19 protein-coding genes are annotated in these 16,296 nt (G+C 36.8%); 4 read left to right on the plus strand and 15 right to left on the minus strand.

Going from position 1 to position 16,296, the window contains the following annotated elements:
* Positions 1-31: 31 nt before the first annotated feature.
* From asnB to K332_RS0110245, 6 genes are all read right to left on the minus strand, one after another.
* Positions 32-1,882 (minus strand): asparagine synthase (glutamine-hydrolyzing), encoded by a 1,851-nt coding sequence (asnB, locus tag K332_RS0110215; protein ID WP_026907377.1) that lies wholly within the window; start codon positions 1,880-1,882, stop codon positions 32-34.
* A 191-nt stretch (positions 1,883-2,073) separates the two neighbouring features.
* Positions 2,074-2,859, minus strand: a complete 786-nt coding sequence (locus K332_RS0110225; protein ID WP_026907378.1) for a helix-turn-helix domain-containing protein — start codon at positions 2,857-2,859, stop codon at positions 2,074-2,076.
* 129 nt (positions 2,860-2,988) lie between these two features.
* Positions 2,989-3,120: a YuzL family protein gene (locus K332_RS23600; RefSeq protein ID WP_084287909.1), complete on the minus strand. Its 132-nt coding sequence runs from the start codon at positions 3,118-3,120 to the stop codon at positions 2,989-2,991.
* A gap of 69 nt (positions 3,121-3,189) precedes the next feature.
* The gene (locus tag K332_RS0110235; protein ID WP_026907379.1) at positions 3,190-3,822 is read right to left on the minus strand and encodes a hypothetical protein; all 633 of its coding nucleotides are present in this window, start codon (positions 3,820-3,822) and stop codon (positions 3,190-3,192) included.
* Position 3,823: 1 nt separating this feature from the next.
* Complete coding sequence (locus K332_RS0110240) at positions 3,824-4,249, minus strand: permease prefix domain 1-containing protein (RefSeq protein WP_026907380.1); 426 nt, start codon at positions 4,247-4,249, stop codon at positions 3,824-3,826.
* On the minus strand, positions 4,246-4,575 hold the full coding sequence (locus K332_RS0110245; protein WP_026907381.1) for a PadR family transcriptional regulator: 330 nt from the start codon (positions 4,573-4,575) through the stop codon (positions 4,246-4,248). The genes K332_RS0110240 and K332_RS0110245 overlap by 4 nt, the downstream gene beginning before the upstream one ends.
* 415 nt (positions 4,576-4,990) lie before the next feature.
* Here K332_RS0110245 and K332_RS23945 point away from each other — a divergent pair, with 415 nt between their 5' ends.
* Positions 4,991-5,164 (plus strand): hypothetical protein, encoded by a 174-nt coding sequence (locus tag K332_RS23945; RefSeq protein WP_156914179.1) that lies wholly within the window; start codon positions 4,991-4,993, stop codon positions 5,162-5,164.
* 468 nt (positions 5,165-5,632) lie between these two features.
* Here the strand turns inward: K332_RS23945 and K332_RS0110260 are convergent, their stop codons facing one another.
* The gene (locus K332_RS0110260) at positions 5,633-8,824 is read right to left on the minus strand and encodes a DEAD/DEAH box helicase (protein ID WP_026907382.1); all 3,192 of its coding nucleotides are present in this window, start codon (positions 8,822-8,824) and stop codon (positions 5,633-5,635) included.
* Positions 8,825-9,007: 183 nt separating this feature from the next.
* On the opposite strand from K332_RS0110260, the gene K332_RS0110265 reads away from it, so the two are divergent.
* Together K332_RS0110265 and K332_RS0110270 are read left to right on the plus strand one after the other, a co-directional pair.
* The gene (locus K332_RS0110265; RefSeq protein WP_026907383.1) at positions 9,008-9,607 is read left to right on the plus strand and encodes a hypothetical protein; all 600 of its coding nucleotides are present in this window, start codon (positions 9,008-9,010) and stop codon (positions 9,605-9,607) included.
* 106 nt (positions 9,608-9,713) lie between these two features.
* Positions 9,714-10,655 carry a DUF4349 domain-containing protein gene (locus tag K332_RS0110270; protein WP_026907384.1) on the plus strand — a complete coding sequence of 314 codons (942 nt, stop codon included), beginning with the start codon at positions 9,714-9,716 and terminating at the stop codon, positions 10,653-10,655.
* A gap of 105 nt (positions 10,656-10,760) precedes the next feature.
* Here the strand turns inward: K332_RS0110270 and K332_RS0110275 are convergent, their stop codons facing one another.
* From K332_RS0110275 to K332_RS24200, 3 genes are all read right to left on the minus strand, one after another.
* The gene (locus tag K332_RS0110275; RefSeq protein ID WP_026907385.1) at positions 10,761-11,258 is read right to left on the minus strand and encodes a hypothetical protein; all 498 of its coding nucleotides are present in this window, start codon (positions 11,256-11,258) and stop codon (positions 10,761-10,763) included.
* 210 nt (positions 11,259-11,468) lie between these two features.
* Positions 11,469-12,176: a DNA alkylation repair protein gene (locus K332_RS0110280; RefSeq protein ID WP_026907386.1), complete on the minus strand. Its 708-nt coding sequence runs from the start codon at positions 12,174-12,176 to the stop codon at positions 11,469-11,471.
* A gap of 126 nt (positions 12,177-12,302) precedes the next feature.
* On the minus strand, positions 12,303-12,464 hold the full coding sequence (locus K332_RS24200; protein ID WP_169727362.1) for a hypothetical protein: 162 nt from the start codon (positions 12,462-12,464) through the stop codon (positions 12,303-12,305).
* 219 nt (positions 12,465-12,683) lie between these two features.
* Between K332_RS24200 and K332_RS0110290 the strand changes: the two genes are divergently transcribed.
* Complete coding sequence (locus K332_RS0110290) at positions 12,684-13,172, plus strand: nucleoside deaminase (protein WP_026907387.1); 489 nt, start codon at positions 12,684-12,686, stop codon at positions 13,170-13,172.
* Positions 13,173-13,535: 363 nt separating this feature from the next.
* Here the strand turns inward: K332_RS0110290 and K332_RS24695 are convergent, their stop codons facing one another.
* The 5 genes from K332_RS24695 to K332_RS0110315 form a co-directional block, all read right to left on the minus strand.
* Positions 13,536-13,667: a hypothetical protein gene (locus K332_RS24695; RefSeq protein WP_281170917.1), complete on the minus strand. Its 132-nt coding sequence runs from the start codon at positions 13,665-13,667 to the stop codon at positions 13,536-13,538.
* Between the two features lie 132 nt (positions 13,668-13,799).
* The gene (locus K332_RS0110300) at positions 13,800-14,054 is read right to left on the minus strand and encodes a hypothetical protein (RefSeq protein WP_026907388.1); all 255 of its coding nucleotides are present in this window, start codon (positions 14,052-14,054) and stop codon (positions 13,800-13,802) included.
* A gap of 552 nt (positions 14,055-14,606) precedes the next feature.
* Complete coding sequence (locus K332_RS0110305) at positions 14,607-14,984, minus strand: VOC family protein (protein WP_026907389.1); 378 nt, start codon at positions 14,982-14,984, stop codon at positions 14,607-14,609.
* Between the two features lie 253 nt (positions 14,985-15,237).
* Positions 15,238-15,447: a hypothetical protein gene (locus tag K332_RS0110310; RefSeq protein ID WP_026907390.1), complete on the minus strand. Its 210-nt coding sequence runs from the start codon at positions 15,445-15,447 to the stop codon at positions 15,238-15,240.
* A gap of 198 nt (positions 15,448-15,645) precedes the next feature.
* Positions 15,646-16,020: a hotdog family protein gene (locus K332_RS0110315; RefSeq protein ID WP_026907391.1), complete on the minus strand. Its 375-nt coding sequence runs from the start codon at positions 16,018-16,020 to the stop codon at positions 15,646-15,648.
* Between the last annotated feature and the right edge of the window lie 276 nt (positions 16,021-16,296).

The following is a 16,296-nucleotide window of genomic DNA, read 5'->3' on the forward strand; positions in this document are numbered from 1 at the left end:
TCCTTAAATTTTGAAAAATCCACTTATCACCTTAGTCAACAATGTCCACGTTATATAATTCCAACCACATATTTATTTGCGCTAAATGCGCAATGAGCTGTGGACCTGTCATTAGCTGTCCAAACCAAGGTGCCTTAAAGGAAGACCCATCTGAATCAATAATTTCCTTTACCTGTTGTTTAGACACCAACTCTAGAATTGGAGAGTTTTTATTTTCGATTATGTTAGTAAGCATGTTTTTTACTAGTTTCCTATATGCTGAATGATGGGTTTTCGGGTAAGGATTTTTCTTCCGATACAAAACGGAATGAGGTAACACTCCTTCTAAAGCCTTCCTTAATATCCCCTTCTCCCTTCCTTCTAACATCTTCATTTCCCAAGGAATATTCCACACATATTCAACCAACCGATGATCGGCAAATGGAACCCGCACTTCTAAACTAGCCCCCATACTCATGCGATCCTTTCGCTCTAATAGGGTGGCCATGAACCAAGTCATATTTAAATAGAATAATTCTCTGCGCCTCGATTCTGAAGAACTTTCCCCATCTAAGCTTGGCACCTCAAGTAATGTTTCCTGGTATCGATGTTGTACGTAGTCTGCTAGTTTCAACTTTTTTTGCCAATGTGGTAAAAGTAGTCCATGTCTTTCAGGTTCTGATTTCATCCATGGAAAGTGGTCTGCATGTAGTAATTCTTTTTTAGAAAACCAAGGATACCCGCCAAATATTTCATCTGCACATTCACCGGATAATGCCACCGTAAAGTTTTGTTTAATCTCCTCAGAAAACCAGAGGAGTGATGAGTCAATGTCAGCCATCCCCGGTAGGTCTCGTGCTTTGACTGCATCTTCCAACCTATTTGCAAGTACTTCTTGCGAGATAGTTTTTGCATGATGAACAGACCCTATATGTTGCGTCATTTTTTCTATCCATGGTCGGTCTTCATCGATTTGGAATAAACTTGATTGAAAAAATTCACTGTTTTGTTCATAATCAATCGAATACGTATGAAGTTTTCCTTTTCCTTGCTGTTTAAAATGATTCGCAGCAATAGCACTAATTGCACTTGAGTCTAGCCCCCCTGATAAAAATGTACTAACAGGAACATCTGCAACTAGCTGCCTCACAATTGCATCCTCCACAAGATATTTAACTTGTTCCACCGTTTCTTCAAGTGTTTGGTTATGTTTACGGCTTTCCACATTCCAATATCTATTTATTCGGATTCCATTCCGATCGAACAAAAGAACATGGGCTGGTCTTAACTCCTTTATCCCTCTATAAATACCTTGACCTGGTGTGCGGGAGGGACCTAATCCAAATACTTCTTGCAAGCCTTCCCGGTCTACCTCTGCCTTAACAGATGGATGCGCCAGTATTGCTTTTAGTTCTGATCCGAATAATAAAGAACCATTTCGATACGTATAAAATAGTGGCTTCACCCCAAGCCGGTCTCTTGCCATAAATAGCCTTTCTTGACTCTCCTCCCAAACCGCAAAAGCAAAAATACCATTTAGTCGCTCCACACAACTTTCTCTCCATTCCATGTAAGCAAATAGAAGTACCTCTGTATCTGAATGGGAATGGAAAACATACCCACGACTAGACAACTCTTTACGCAACTCCTCCGTATTATAAAGCTCTCCATTATAGACAATAGTAAAGCTTATTCCTTCCTTTGTTTTCCTTGTCATCGGCTGGGACCCACCAGAAGGATCCACAACAATAAGCCTCGTATGACCTAGGGCAGCATGTTGGTCAGTAAAAACTCCCGTACTATCAGGGCCACGCTTCTCTAATGTTTGAGCCATTTTATTAATGGTCGATACTTGCAGTTTTATATTTTGTTGCCAGTCTACCCATCCTGTAATACCACACATAGCTATCACTCTTTCCTAAAAGATTTTATAACTTCATTTGTTGAGGGTGTAGTTTAATGGTAGCATCGTGCACCTGAAAAATATTTAGACTCTTTAATACAATATTTGCATTTTTATACCTATCCTTTTCATACATAAAAAAACACCTTAACCAATATGGCTAGGTGTTGTTGATGTTCTGCATAAGAGTATTAACGAATGTCAGAAGGACTTTTCCCTGTATATTGTTTAAACTGTCTGCTAAAAAAGTGGAGATTTGTATAGCCTAGGGCTTCTGATACTTCAGTTACTGTCATACCGGTATAATAAAGCAAATGCTCCGCCCTTTTAATACGAACTTCTATAAGATAAGACCGGACAGGCTGACCCATGATCTCCTTAAATTTTCTCGAAAAATAACGCGGGGAAAAGTTTGCACGAGCTGCTAAACTTTCCAATGTGTGACTTTTTCCTGGATGTTGTTGCACGTGATTTGCCACTTCTTTAATAGCTGATAAGATGGTATGTTGAATGTGATCTGCTTTTCTCTCTATCTGCTGTTCTTCTCGTAATAACAGGATCATTAATTGTTTAAGGATTAATTTCGCCTCCGCTTCTGCCCAACATGTTTCTATTAAAAACAAACGAACATATCTAGTTAGAAGAGACTCAAATATAATTGTTTCTTGTATGATACGAAAAGAAACGGGTCTTACTTTTGGTTCTTTCTCTAAGTCAAAGTGGATATAGGTTAATTGAAGGGGATTCTGTGAGTTCTGTGTGGCTGTTACCCAGTCACCTGGAAGAAAGAAGAAACAGCTTCCTCTTTGGAGCACATACTCTTTCTCATTTACAACTAACTTCCCTTCCCCTTTCCAAACATACACCAGATCATAATTAGGGAGGGGTACCTTTCGTTTCCATTGCCAATTAGGCTCACAGATTATAGTTGCAAATACTGGCTTTATGATGAATTGTTCAGAGGTTATATCGAGCATACCGCTCTCCTTTCCACTGCTATATTTTCAAATTATTTTATGCATGAACAACACACCGTAGAATGATTGGCGAAAAAAACGCATTAAAAAAACAGGTAGACTCTAGCCACCTGTTTTTAAAAATGATAGTTAAGTTCGCTTTTTCTTCTTCCTTGAAGAATCCACCATTTTTCTTCCTGTTTCCCTATTCGTAGTACCTTGGCCTTCGATTTCTGGTGAGCTTAAACCATTTGTTAAAGGATTAGCCTTTCTTTTTGACACACTATTCACCTCCAGTTATAGTATTTCTGAAAATGAAATAGTTATGTTATTGAAAGTTTATCCCACAAGTCAAACTGCCCTACGATGGTAGAAATAATACATACTCAACGGCCACCATAATACAGCAAATATCGGGTAAACAGCCCAGATTGCATTTGGTGAATAGAAAGCATTAATACAGATGAAAAACAGACCGATAAATAGTGCCGCACTCACGGAATAAGCAAAAAAAGTATTTCTCTTACTATGATAAATAGTAAGCGGCCACCAGAGAATGACGAATGCTGGGAAAATCGCCCATGGATTTGACGGGGCTAAATACATATTTAAGATGGCGTAATAAAAAATAAATAAGATGCTAATTATGCTAGCAACAAACATATTATAATTCCGTTTACCAAGAATAGACAGTATCGGCCATAGAATAATAGGTGCAGCAGCATAAAGTACCCATGGATAGCCTGGTGTTTTAATAAAATTCTCCATAATTAAAACGACTAATAGGATAAAACTACTAACCATTGAAAATAGGGTAAGTTTTTTCTCCATGCTGCAGTAAAGCCCAAGTGGCAATAATAACAGTAAAACTGTTGGATAAATAAACCATGGATACTCCTCACTTGTTAAAAAATTTACCACGATTAAAAAAAGAATCGTTAATACGGATCCAGATGCAACAAAACCCCATTGATATCTTTTCATCTTACTCACCCCTTTTTACTTTTAACCAACGATAGTACATCGATAAGGGCCACCATAATACAGCAAATGTAGGATATACAAACCAAATTATTTCCGGGGTATAGTAAAAGTTAATAAAAGTAAACAAACCAATAATCAACACGCTGCCCCAAATGGAATATTCCAAGTTTAGTTTTCTATTTTTTAACATACTTGGTTGTCGTTCAGATGCCTCCGGCGAAACCCCAAGTTCATTTTTCAATTCATCAATGTCACCAAATTCAACAATTGCTTTATTAATTGCATCTTCTTCTTCTTTCCCATGCTCCATTAAATCCCAGACTTTTTCTTCCAGGTTTTGTAGAACCTCTTGCATCACTACCTCTTTTCGCTCACTTGCAGGAATGTCCTTAAACAAATCATTTACATGTTGCGTTAGCTTTTTCAATCCAATCCCTCCATAAAAATATTAATTACATCCTTCAATTCTTCCCATTCAGCAACCGTCTCTTTAAAATAAGCTTTTCCCAATGTAGTAATGCGGTAATACTTTCTTTTTCCACCTTTAGATTCACTACCAAAGTATGATTCAATTAATTCCTTTTTCTCTAATCGTTGAAAAACTGCATACAATGTTGCCTCTTTTATCTCGAATCGCTGATTGGTACGGTGGGCAATCTCCTTTGATATATCATAGCCGTAACGATCCTTTTCTAAGATTAACCGCAGAATAATGGAATCCAAATGCCCGCGAATAATATCACTTCTAATCAAGTTGCTACTCCTTTCTCTAAAGTACTTTGTCACGTAGAGTTCTATCTGATAGAGTAATTATATTCCAATGTACTCTATCTGTCAAAGTAATTTTTAATTATTAATGATTTTTTTTCCAAAAAGTCCGCTGCTTTAAAGGAGAGATGCCTATATCCATACGTTTTATGAGAGTAAAAAAATGGGTAGCTTTTCTAATTATCGTTGTTCTTAGGAATCAAAAGAATGCAGAAAGGGCAAGGAAGTACAGGAAGAATTTGACGAAATCACTATTTCGAAAGGGGAAGAGTATGGTCTAAAACTCGAGCCAAACACGAAAAAAATAAACGTTGCTCTACAACCTGTTGTACCTCTAATAGACGATAGAACTCTTCTTATCCCCGTCAAAACAATCGGCGAACCTGAATTTCCATTTGAGTTGAGACTGAATATTGAGGATCCTGGTGACGGAACTAGAGAAATAGGTGATTTCGAATTTTGGCTATCGGAAGACTTAGGAGATTTTCTAGTAAAACATGCATTTGAAGAAGAATACAAAAGTGCATTCGATGCAAGAAAAACAAGATCGGTTTGGCGCTTCACTGAAAAGTAAAACACTCAAACCTAATTTTACTATTATTAAAGGCTGTTTTGGTAAAGTTTGTTTTTATTACTTTCTCAGTTGATGGAAACTGTGCGGTAACTAATTATTTTTGGTTGAGCAACGCACCCGCGGTGGAAATACACTTCGCTGATGATGTATATTGAAAAAGATTGACAGCACTTATTACTGAAAACATGTGATAAAACAATAAATACTTAGGAAACTCTAACTAGCGCAGGCAGAATACGTAGACTCCTGCGGGAACAGCACGTGTCCGAAGACCCCGCAGCGGCGTTTTTTCCGCGAGGAGGCTGAGGCCGTGCCCGCGGAAAGCGGAGTATTCTGCCGGAGCGATGTCATCGCACAAACTTTCACTAAGTAAGAATCAAGGAAAATTGTCACCGCACAGTCTATACAAATTATGTAATCAACAACAATCTTTTACAAAACAGCCTTATTAAAATACGTCTTATACGGCTAACTCAATAAATCCTTAATGTCCTCATCTGTGAGAGTACCTGTTTGTGCATCTTTTGAATCAATTACCTCTTCAATCAAATGCCGCTTCCGGTCTTGTAACACATTCATTTTCTCTTCAATTGTCCCTTTGGACACAAGCTTAATTACTTGAACAGTGTGCTTTTGTCCCATGCGATGGGCACGGTCTGCCGCTTGTTCTTCAACTGCAGGGTTCCACCAGCTATCGTAAAAAATAACGGTATCTGCGCCAGTTAAATTTAGCCCTGTTCCCCCTGCTTTTAAAGAAATAAGAAAAATATCGCGTTCGCCACCATTAAATCTGTTACATAATGCCAGTCTTTCCTCTGACGGAGTTTGTCCATCCAAATAGAAATGCGAAATCCCACGGCTAGCTAGTTCTTGCCCAATCAAATGCAACATCTTTGTAAATTGGGAGAATATCAATAGCCTGCGTCCTGAAAGTCTTGCTTCTTCCACAATTCCCATCAACTGTTCAAACTTTGCCGATGTCCCTTCATACCCATCGACAAACAAAGCCGGATGACAGCAAATTTGACGCAGTCTCGTTAACCCTGCCAGGATTTTAATTCGATTTTTCCTTATGGTGTCCTTATCTAAATGTCTTAAGGTTTTATGACGTAGCTTAGCTAAATAACTAGCATATAATTTCTTCTGCTCTGGCAGTAGCTCAGTCGTATCCACTGTTTCCCTTTTCTCTGGCAATTCACCAAGAACATCTTCCTTAATCCTGCGCAGCATAAATGGACGTATTCTTCGGGAAATCTGCTTATTTGTTAGTTCACTATACTCTCTTAATCCTAAGAACAACTCTGGGAAAACTACGTGGAAAATTGACCAGAGCTCTTCTAAATTATTTTCCATTGGTGTTCCTGTTAAAGCAAAACGATGGGTTGCTTTTAGCTTTTTTACTACACGTGCAGTCTGAGTTAAAGCATTCTTAAATACTTGGGCTTCATCAAAAAACACAACATGAAAGTCCTTTTCCTCATACCACTTTACATCACTACGAAGTAATGGATAGCTCGTAACAACTACATCAATATTATCCAGCTCGCTTTGAAGCTTTATCCGTTCTGCCTTGCTTCCGTCGATAATCACCATTTGAATATTTGGTGCAAATCGCATAATTTCACTTTGCCAATTATACGTTACAGATGAGGGGCACACGATTAATGCTGGCTGTTTTTTTTCACGGATACTAGAAAGCTCAGATAAAATAAAAGCAATACTTTGAATGGTTTTTCCAAGCCCCATATCATCCGCTAGAATTCCACCAAATCCAAAGTTCGCAAGTGTTTTCATCCAGTTAAAGCCCTGTTTTTGATAGTTCCGTAAAATTCCGTCTAATTGTTCCGGAACATCAAACTTTAATTTTTTTGGCTGTTGAATCTGCTCTAGAAACTCTCGAAAAGATGCTTCCATGGAGACGGTATCACTGTCATCAAAATAATTCAGCAACCTAAGCCCTTCTACTACTGGTACTTTGAACTGCTTCTCCCATTCATCATCTTGAACAGGAACTTCACGTAAGAAACGGTTGATTTGCTCCATCTCTTTTGTCTCTAAAGAAAATAATACACCATTTCGTAATCGGAAATATTTACGCTTTTCCTCCATGGCAGCTAAAATTCCCTTAATCTCTTCTTCTGTAATTCCATCGATGGAAAACGTAAATTCAAGAAAGTGATTCTTCTCCCGAAAATGCCTCACTTTGATTTTCGGTATTATCGTTTTTGGTAAAATTCGTGTTCGCACAGCGGTTGTCGCGTACACTTGAACTAAGTTTTGTAATTTAGGTAATTCATGGTACAAGAAGTTATATTCCAATTCTTCATTTTGAATGTAATAACCACTTTCTGTTTGGTTAAATTGGCTATCCATCATCAGTTGAAGTATTTCTTCTTCCTTCTCCATATCACGAATAATCATCGCTCCAACCTTGGGTTGTTGATTATCCAATGGGTTAATGACCACATTCTCATAATGAAATTCCAGTCCAGCTAGTAGGCGATGTTTTACACGATCCAAATACAACTTTGCCTTCAGCGGTGTTTTTTGTATCTCCGCGGTAATTTCTCCTGATAAATGAACCTCCCCCATTTTTCTTAAATGTGGTAATAGTTTTTCCATGTAATATTTAAGCCCATGGCGAGGTATGGCAATTTCATTTGTTCTGGACTTATCCAGCATTTGCTTTAATTCATAGAGTCGTTCCGTTTCTCCTCTTTTTACTGCTATAACTTTCCCTGAAAATAAAACAGTATCATAGTCTTTTAAAATCACCATGCTACTTAACCCACTGATAATCAATCGATATCCCTTTTCCTCGGTACCGTTAAATTCAAATGTTAATGGTAACTTCTCATCTGATAAATGGAAATCATGATAGGTTTTTCTTGCATATAGTAACTTCACTTTTGGTGCAGATACCAACAACGGTTCTAGTCTTTTCCAAGATGATGCAGGAACAGGAAGGACACTTCTTTCCTTTCTAATTTCCATTGCTTGTGAATACATTTTTTCGTCTTCCACTAGTTGAATCAGTTGTTGAATTACTGCATCCGTATCGGAATCGAAACAAAATTTAATTGGATCATACGTAAATTCTTTCGAGATAACATGATTTCTACCCTCGCTTATTTTCACGAGAAATCCGCGGATATCGTCAATATGCTCGGAAGCAACCTGAAGTCCAATACCAAACATCGAATCTTCCTCTTCAGTAGAAAGCACTTGACAAAGAATAGCAGTCTCCAATATCGTTCTATTTTCAAAATGGCGTTGCTGTCCGCTCTTAGGCTTTGGTTTCGAACCGAATAGTTCTAATAAACCTTCCGAAAGTTCTCCATCAATTGGCTGATTAGAAACAGACTCATCATATGCCTGTTCTTGCTGGTAGTTCTGCCAAGTAATTAATACTGCAGCAATATGCTGGCAATCCTTTTGAAAAGAAGATAATGACGGGCAACTGCAAGTCGCCGTAAATCCATTTCTGCTTTTCTTAAGATGGACATGAAAATCCTCCATTCCTTTCACTGTAGCATGGAGAGCATCCGAAGTGACCTCCTCAACAGTTACGCTTTCATGACGATAAAAGGCTTCCCCCTTTTTATAGGAAACAGCTCCACATCGTTCTTTGATGATTTTTTGATTTAGTTTAATTTCCATGCAGGCACCTCCTATTAAAAACCGAGCAATAATCTACTTAATCAATTTATCATGAAGACCATAAACTCGCCAGTGCATAGAATAGCTTAGTTTCATGATTTTGCTTTAACCTACTGCATATTAATTATATATAACTAGGTTTTATGAGGGTGTTCATCGTTAATAGTAAAAGGAGGAGATGAATTGAAAGGGCGTTACTTGATTTATATAGTGTTAAGCTTGGGTTTGATCATTTTTTGTGCGTTGTGGGTACTTTCCGAGAGTAAAAATAAGACCTATGAAGATTATTTGTCTCGTGTGATTGCAGATAAAGCCGCTATATCCTCACTTCCTACTTATACGTCAGAGATGATCGAGGTAGTTTTAGAGAATGGGACAATCAGTAAATCTCAAGCAAATGAGTTAATGAAAAGTTTCTGGGAGCTATATCTAGAAATACAAGACTTGGAAGGATTTGCAATCCAATTGGGGGAACTTGAGAAGGATAACGTAAGCAACCATGCACAGTCGGTCGTTTATGAATTTCACTCCTATATGATTAATTTACAAGCGAGTATAGATAAGGAGGAAATACTATTAACCGGTCAACAAAAAAATGATCTAGATCATATGAAAAAGCAACTTCAATCATATAGTATGGCTGTAACAGACCAATTCAAATTCGCTATTAGTGTAATGGATCACCCCGTCGGATATTACCAATCTTATTTAGATTTGGGGGTAACCAATGATTATTGGGTGATGCTGTTAGAGAGTTATGAGGAGGTAACGATCATAAATTAATCTTTTAAAGAACAATTAGAGTTATCCCACCACACCCTATTCTGAAACATATAACTAATTCATAACGTCATATAAGAAAGATATAAAAACAAAAAGGGGTGTTAAGGTGAAAAAGGCGCTATATCTGATTGTACTTGTAATCGGTATTTGCTTATTATTAATAGCTTGTAGCAATGACTCAGGTAGTAGTGAATCAGCCGACCAGTCTATGGACTACGATTCTAGTGAAGCGAAGGCAGTAAGTCCTAACCTTTCAAATGAGATGGAAAGTGAAATTGCTAGTGATGAATCCAGTGGCGAATCTAATAAGGAAGAAAGCAATTCATCTAATGCTAAGGAAAGTGCGAAAGACCGAAAGATTATCTATACAGCCAACTTAGCTATTGAGGTAAAAGATATACAACAATCTTTAAATCATATCCAAACGAAGGTTTCGGACTATGGTGGGTATATTGTAGAATCAACGATGGATAAAGGTCAAGAAGATGACATGGCAAGTGGTTCTATTACAGTACGTATCCCACAGGATCAATTTCGAGAGTTCATTCAGTTAGTGGAAGATGGTAGCAGCAAAGTGATCGAAAATTCTATTTCAGGTCAAGATGTAACCGAAGAATATGTTGATTTAGAGTCCCGTTTGAAATCAAAACGAGTAGTAGAGGAACGATTACTTTCTTTCATGGAGAAAGCAGAAAAGACTGAAGACCTGTTAACCATTTCAAATGATTTAGCTACTGTTCAGGAAGAGATTGAACAAGTATTGGGACGGATGAAATATTTAGATAATAGGGCTGAACTTGCAACAATTACTATCCATATTCAAGAAAACAATGTGACTCTTACAACGATGAATAATCAGGATTTAAATACGTGGGAACAAACAAAACAACAATTTGTAAAAAGTATTAATATGCTTGTATCCTTCTTTTCTAGCCTTTTTGTTTTCCTTGTTGGAAACTTGCCGGTTCTTCTATTATTAGGGGGACTTGGAGTGGTGTTCTTTTTGATTGTCAAAAAGAAAATGAATCATAGGCAAAACGACTCGTGAAACCTTAAGCGAAGAAAGATTTCATACAGCCCGTAGGATACCTACATTATTAAAAGCCGATTGACTCTAATAGAATCAATCGGCTAAACAGTTTAATATACTAATTTAAGCATTTACCATTTTACGAGACTTTGCAGCATGTAATTGTTTCATTGCAAATCTTGCAGCTGGTTGTGCAATTAAAGCTTCAATCCAGAATGCAATGAAAAAGTTTCGTGGCCACATATAAAAGAAATTATGAATTGGTTCCATAGAAACTTCTCGCATTCCAATCCAAGATCCAATGATTGTTAATAGGATGGAAAGAATAGTTACACTGAATAAAATATTAAATAATACTCGTGCGTTAAATCCGTCAGTAGGTGCAACGAATTTGGGTACCAATCTACTTACAATCGGATTTGCAACCAATGTTACTAGTAATATAACGCAAACCCATACAAATGGAATAACTTTTAATGTTTCTAGATAGTTCTCTTTACTAAAACCAAATTCAAATCCCATAATTAAAGGTGCGATCGTATTTACTGAAATAATTGAAATAACCGCTAAAAATAAAATAAATTCTTTCCCGTTATGTGGTAATCTTGTTTCTCCCTGCATGTGTTGACATCTCCATAATAGTATTTCAGATGGTAGACGTATCGAGATTGACATATATTTTTGACCCTATTAGTGGATCAATATCTCTACAACACTGATTTATTTATAATATCATTTTAATTCCCGAAATATCAAGGAAATTTTTGACTACATGCTAATCAGAAATAGAAAATTCAACGTTATCCCATCTCCTATTACACAATCATAGGCTTAACATCTTACATATTTACGTTTAAAACCGAGCTTCCCTCTATCAACTTCTTTCTGAATACTTTCAGAAGCATTTAAAATACTAGGTTTCTTATTTTCCCTTTTCACTTCTACTAGACCTATATCCTCTGCAGTTTCAACTGCCTTTTCATGTAGTGGCAAATATGAAATTCCTACCGTATAAACAAAATTATTCATTGAAGCCTTTGTTCGTTCCGGGGATTCGTGAATTGTATTTTTCACCATTTCAAGCATATCGGCAATTTTGTTTTCTTCAAATTCAACGTCTTTACGATTACCTAAAAGCCAACAGTAGCAACTCCAACCTGCTGACATTTTAAGTTCTTCACCACTTCTAATCCATTTGTCTGCAACTTCCTGCGCAATATCAGCCTCTGATAACGTTACTGCTACGACATAATCAGATAACATATAAAAATAAGCTGAATCCATCCACCGATCAAAATCTGACTCGGTCATTGCTTTTGGATCCGCAATGATCCCTGCAAAATACATTGCGTCGTAATTTCCCGTTGCATAAAGTTCTTCTGCTAATGGTTGATTTATTTTAATCTTCTTTGAGATTGGTTTCATTGCACCTGTAGCTACACCAAAAAGTGGTTCATGAGCACCATTGGATAAATACATTTTTTTCATTCGTTCCTTGCCAAGGGCTTCAAGATCTTGCATCACAGTTTGTAGATTCATCATTGCACACATCCTTTTTGAAAAAATATCTCGTTTTATTCCTGAGGTTATCGTATATTATTATCTTATTTAAAACCAGTTTACCGTCTGTTTATAGGAATCATGTTTCGATAGTGTGTTTAGTTACTACTGCTCTCTTTTTTCAACAAACAACAATATTAGTGTTGCTATTGGGCCTAGTACAAGGGAAAGCAAAAACCAGTTTAAACCCGTCCTGTTCTTTCCTTGCGCAAGTCCTGCGTTTATTAGTGCTAATGTACCCCAGCCTACAAAATATTGGTTATCCATTAATTATCCACCCCATTTAGTCTCTTCAGTTAGCAAAAAATGTTTTTGACCTATTGTACCTATAGTATAGTAGAAGTTTTCATATTTTGCAGGTGCTCACTCTACAGCTAGATTGGTTATACTTGCCAAACATCTATGAATTTGATTGACTTTTATTAAGAGCAGTCTTGTTTACGAAGGACTGACGATAGAATATTCATATATGAGGAGGGTTCATAGATGGTAAGTAAAATAGATTGGAAGCACTTGCAACGTAGTGTGGAATTAGCTAAAACTGCTTTGGAGAAAGGCGACGAGCCATTTGGTTCCGTACTTGTTTCTGCCGATGGAGAGGTGCTTTTTGAAGATCACAACCACGTGGCAGGTGGTGACCATACACAACACCCGGAATTTGCTATTGCACGATGGGCCGCTAGTAACATGCAGCCTGAGGAAAGAAGGAAGGCAACTGTTTATACCTCTGGTGAACATTGCCCGATGTGCTCTGCAGCCCACGGTTGGGTTGGTTTAGGTCGGATCGTGTATGCAAGTTCTTCTGAGCAGTTGGCACATTGGTTGCGTGAAATTGGAGTTACTCCATCGCGCGTTCGGAATCTTTCTATACAAGAAGTTATTCGTGATATCACAGTAGATGGACCTGTTCCTGAACTAGCGGAGCAAGTTCAAGAGCTACATCGTCAGTTTTATGCGGATAGACGTCGAACATAATCATCAATTATCATGCATGAGGAATAGGGGTTCTTCGTTTGGGCTCCTATTTCTCTTTTATAGGGCTACTTTATTCAGTAGATTCCTAACGTTACATCACCAGGAAAAAATCGTTAACACAGTAAATACAACTTATCCCTCTCTCATCCCAAATATCTAATTCCCCTACCATCTGCAACAATTTGCTTGATCCTCATCTCCGGATACATCCGTTATTTCAGCAACGTATTAAAAAATCGGAAATATAGCTGAGAGAATGAATCCCACTATAATTCCTATAATGAAAAAAATAATATTTCTTTTATTCATTTTTCCACCCCTGTTCGCAACTAGTAGCGTAAAAAGAAGTATTTGATCGAAATGCTACTTTCTATTAAGTTTATCTTCTAACTCTCTTATTCTATTTTCTAGCTTTGTCACTCTATCAGACGAATAAAGTGCAATTGAAACAGCACCAGCAGCTATAGAAAAAGCCAAAATTTCCATTACTCCCATCAAATCAACCCCTCGCATTTTAGTAAAAAATCATGAACTTTACAGATAATAAATAACATAATTTTCAAAACGCTTATCTAAAAATAAAGACCATCCGTCTGATGATCCCATCACGCTAAAACAACATATTGCTTATTGGTTATTTTTACTTCTGAATTTCTTTGGAATAAAGTATGCAATTGTCGCCGAAAGAAAAGCAATCAATAATTGTACTAAAAAGGGGCTATGGTTACTTGAAATAATAACTTCTTTCGGTAAACTACTACTCATATTCCAAGCATCTTCTATACTAGGCGTATATATAAATGTTAATAACACACCAGATAATACCTGAAATATTGAAAACAGTACTATAAAACTAATAGCAAATATACTATATTTTTTCAATGTAAACATCTCCATTTTTTTACTGCTTTACTTTAAGTACGAATAATATAGCTAAAAGTTTCATTATGTTGGCATTTGCATGTCCTATTGAACTCAGTGGCAAAAAGCTTAAGTAAAACTATCCAAACCTACGAACAAAAGCGGAAGCGCCCGGTTAGGGACTACGGACTGGACTGAGCCGGAGGAGATAAAGTGAAGCTTCAATCAGTGGGAGTTTTTGTACTTCCCCCACTGATTGTTAGTTGAACGAACCTTAGCTTTTGACTTACTGTTTGATCCCCCACTTATAATTCTTGAATTTCACTCGAATTCTCGAAGTGGGGGATCAACAGCCAGTTAACCACACGTCGACCGTAGGGAGTCGATGTTGACTTATCGTACGAAGGTGAGGGAAGTCTCGCTAGTCCCTGGGCGCTGGAGCTGGACGTGGCTTTAAAATAGTGATATCCACAGGCAGTTACTTTTATAATTTCCTAAAGCAATAAAATTAGGCGCTGCCTTTCCTAATGCACCGCGCCTAATTTTATTTTATGTTTTCTTTTATCTTAATACTTACCTTTTTTCCATAACGGCAAAATAATTGTTTTCACTATCTGCAAAATTAAACACTCTACCGGACGGCATATCCACAATCTCTCCAACTACAACATTTTTGCTTTTTAAATCACTATATAATTGTTCGAATCTATCTGAGAAGAACATCAAAGAAGGTGTGCCTAAATCTAATTCAGGGGACATCCTAGCCACTATTTCTTTATTATGCAAAATGATACTTGTCTCTGCATCCTTTGTAGGAGCAATTTCAATCCATCTCATTCCCTGTCCATTTTCTTCTGAAATAACACTAAACCCTACTTTTTCAGTCCAAAACTTAACTGCTTCATCTTGGTTACTTACATACAACATAATTTGACCGACAATATTAATCAACACGTTCACCTCCACTTTATACTTTCAATAATCATATCATTTTTTATTTTTCAAAAAAAGTGTATCTATGTATCTTATTGGATTGTTTATGTAAGTTACCTCAAAACAATGTTCCTATTATTAACCCACATGAAATTAAAAAACCACCTCACTTCTATTATAGGAGTAAGGTGATTTGGATAAAACTATTCAATTTAAAATTAGCGACAACTTCCTTAAAAGTTTAATCAGCCTTGATAATTGGCTATTATGTTTAGCGTGACTCTTTAGGTGGTTGACACACGTCACATTTACGTTGGTTATTATTTTTAAACTTCTTAAATGTCTTTTCAAAGTTGTTACCACACGCACATTTAAATAGTAACTTTTGTGAATAACCGTGATATTCCGTTGTTAGCAACTTACTTTCTGAATTGTTCTCAACAAATTCTTTAATTTTATCAATTGTCCATCGTTTATTCATTCACTTATACCTCCATATTTAATCGATAGTCGGAGGCTGTACTTGGCATCCGTTCTATTTAATCATCTTAAGTTCCTCATTATAACATGAGCCAGCACACAATTAAATAGATGGTATGTATCTTAATAGGTCTTTTTTATGTATAGTGGAAAGTTTAGATAATAGGACAATAGTATAATACTTATAAAATATCAATTATCATTGGATTACCCCCGAAAAATCCCCTTGTAGTACTATCTTTCCATGTTGATTTTCACATGTAAAGGAAGTAATAATACGTGCCCTATTATCCTGTTTTTCGAATTGCTCAATAGTTACTGCACAAATTATGGTATCTTCAGTAAAGACGGGTCTTAAAAATTCAAAGTTCATGGTACGAGCAAGCACATTATAATCTCCACCAACCTTTGTCGGTAATGTAGCAGTTAATAACCCTTGAACTACAAGTCTTCCTACTTCATCCGGATTCGTATGGTGATTCCCTTCATCCATCGATATTTTGGTAAACATCTCAACATCTTCTTTTGTAAATATCCGTTCGAATTGAATGATATCCCCAACTTTTAAACCCATAAAACTCCTCCTACTTCCTTTCATTCTTTTGTTGCACTAACCCGCCCCGTCAGCCGGGGAACACAATCTTCAAAATATTTAATTATATATTAACATAAAACGATATTAACCCTAAAACTTCTTAGATAAGGCTCAGAATAGCATATCAACAAAAAAATAGCACCCCTATCTGCACAACGACAATATCTATTGTCATTATGCTTTCAAGGGTACTAATAACTATCATATTTCTACTATACTTTTTTTAATAACATTGGCATAGAAACGAAAACTGAA

Origin of the sequence: Paucisalibacillus globulus DSM 18846, from assembly GCF_000482485.1 — a bacterium.
In the GTDB taxonomy this organism is placed as follows: domain Bacteria; phylum Bacillota; class Bacilli; order Bacillales; family Amphibacillaceae; genus Ornithinibacillus; species Ornithinibacillus globulus.

What these genes read in the sequence shown, in the direction of transcription:
- K332_RS0110260 (WP_026907382.1), bottom strand. Translation starts at nt 8,824, where the DNA reads ATGGAAATTAAACTAAATCAAAAAATCATCAAAGAACGATGTGGAGCT.
- K332_RS0110280 (WP_026907386.1), bottom strand. Translation starts at nt 12,176, where the DNA reads ATGAATCTACAAACTGTGATGCAAGATCTTGAAGCCCTTGGCAAGGAA.
- K332_RS0110225 (WP_026907378.1), bottom strand. Translation starts at nt 2,859, where the DNA reads ATGCTCGATATAACCTCTGAACAATTCATCATAAAGCCAGTATTTGCA.
- K332_RS24200 (WP_169727362.1), bottom strand. Translation starts at nt 12,464, where the DNA reads ATGGATAACCAATATTTTGTAGGCTGGGGTACATTAGCACTAATAAAC.
- K332_RS0110315 (WP_026907391.1), bottom strand. Translation starts at nt 16,020, where the DNA reads ATGGGTTTAAAAGTTGGGGATATCATTCAATTCGAACGGATATTTACA.
- asnB (WP_026907377.1), bottom strand. Translation starts at nt 1,882, where the DNA reads ATGTGTGGTATTACAGGATGGGTAGACTGGCAACAAAATATAAAACTG.
- K332_RS0110275 (WP_026907385.1), bottom strand. Translation starts at nt 11,258, where the DNA reads ATGCAGGGAGAAACAAGATTACCACATAACGGGAAAGAATTTATTTTA.
- K332_RS0110310 (WP_026907390.1), bottom strand. Translation starts at nt 15,447, where the DNA reads ATGAATAAACGATGGACAATTGATAAAATTAAAGAATTTGTTGAGAAC.
- K332_RS0110235 (WP_026907379.1), bottom strand. Translation starts at nt 3,822, where the DNA reads ATGAAAAGATATCAATGGGGTTTTGTTGCATCTGGATCCGTATTAACG.
- K332_RS0110290 (WP_026907387.1), top strand. Translation starts at nt 12,684, where the DNA reads ATGGTAAGTAAAATAGATTGGAAGCACTTGCAACGTAGTGTGGAATTA.
- K332_RS24695 (WP_281170917.1), bottom strand. Translation starts at nt 13,667, where the DNA reads ATGGGAGTAATGGAAATTTTGGCTTTTTCTATAGCTGCTGGTGCTGTT.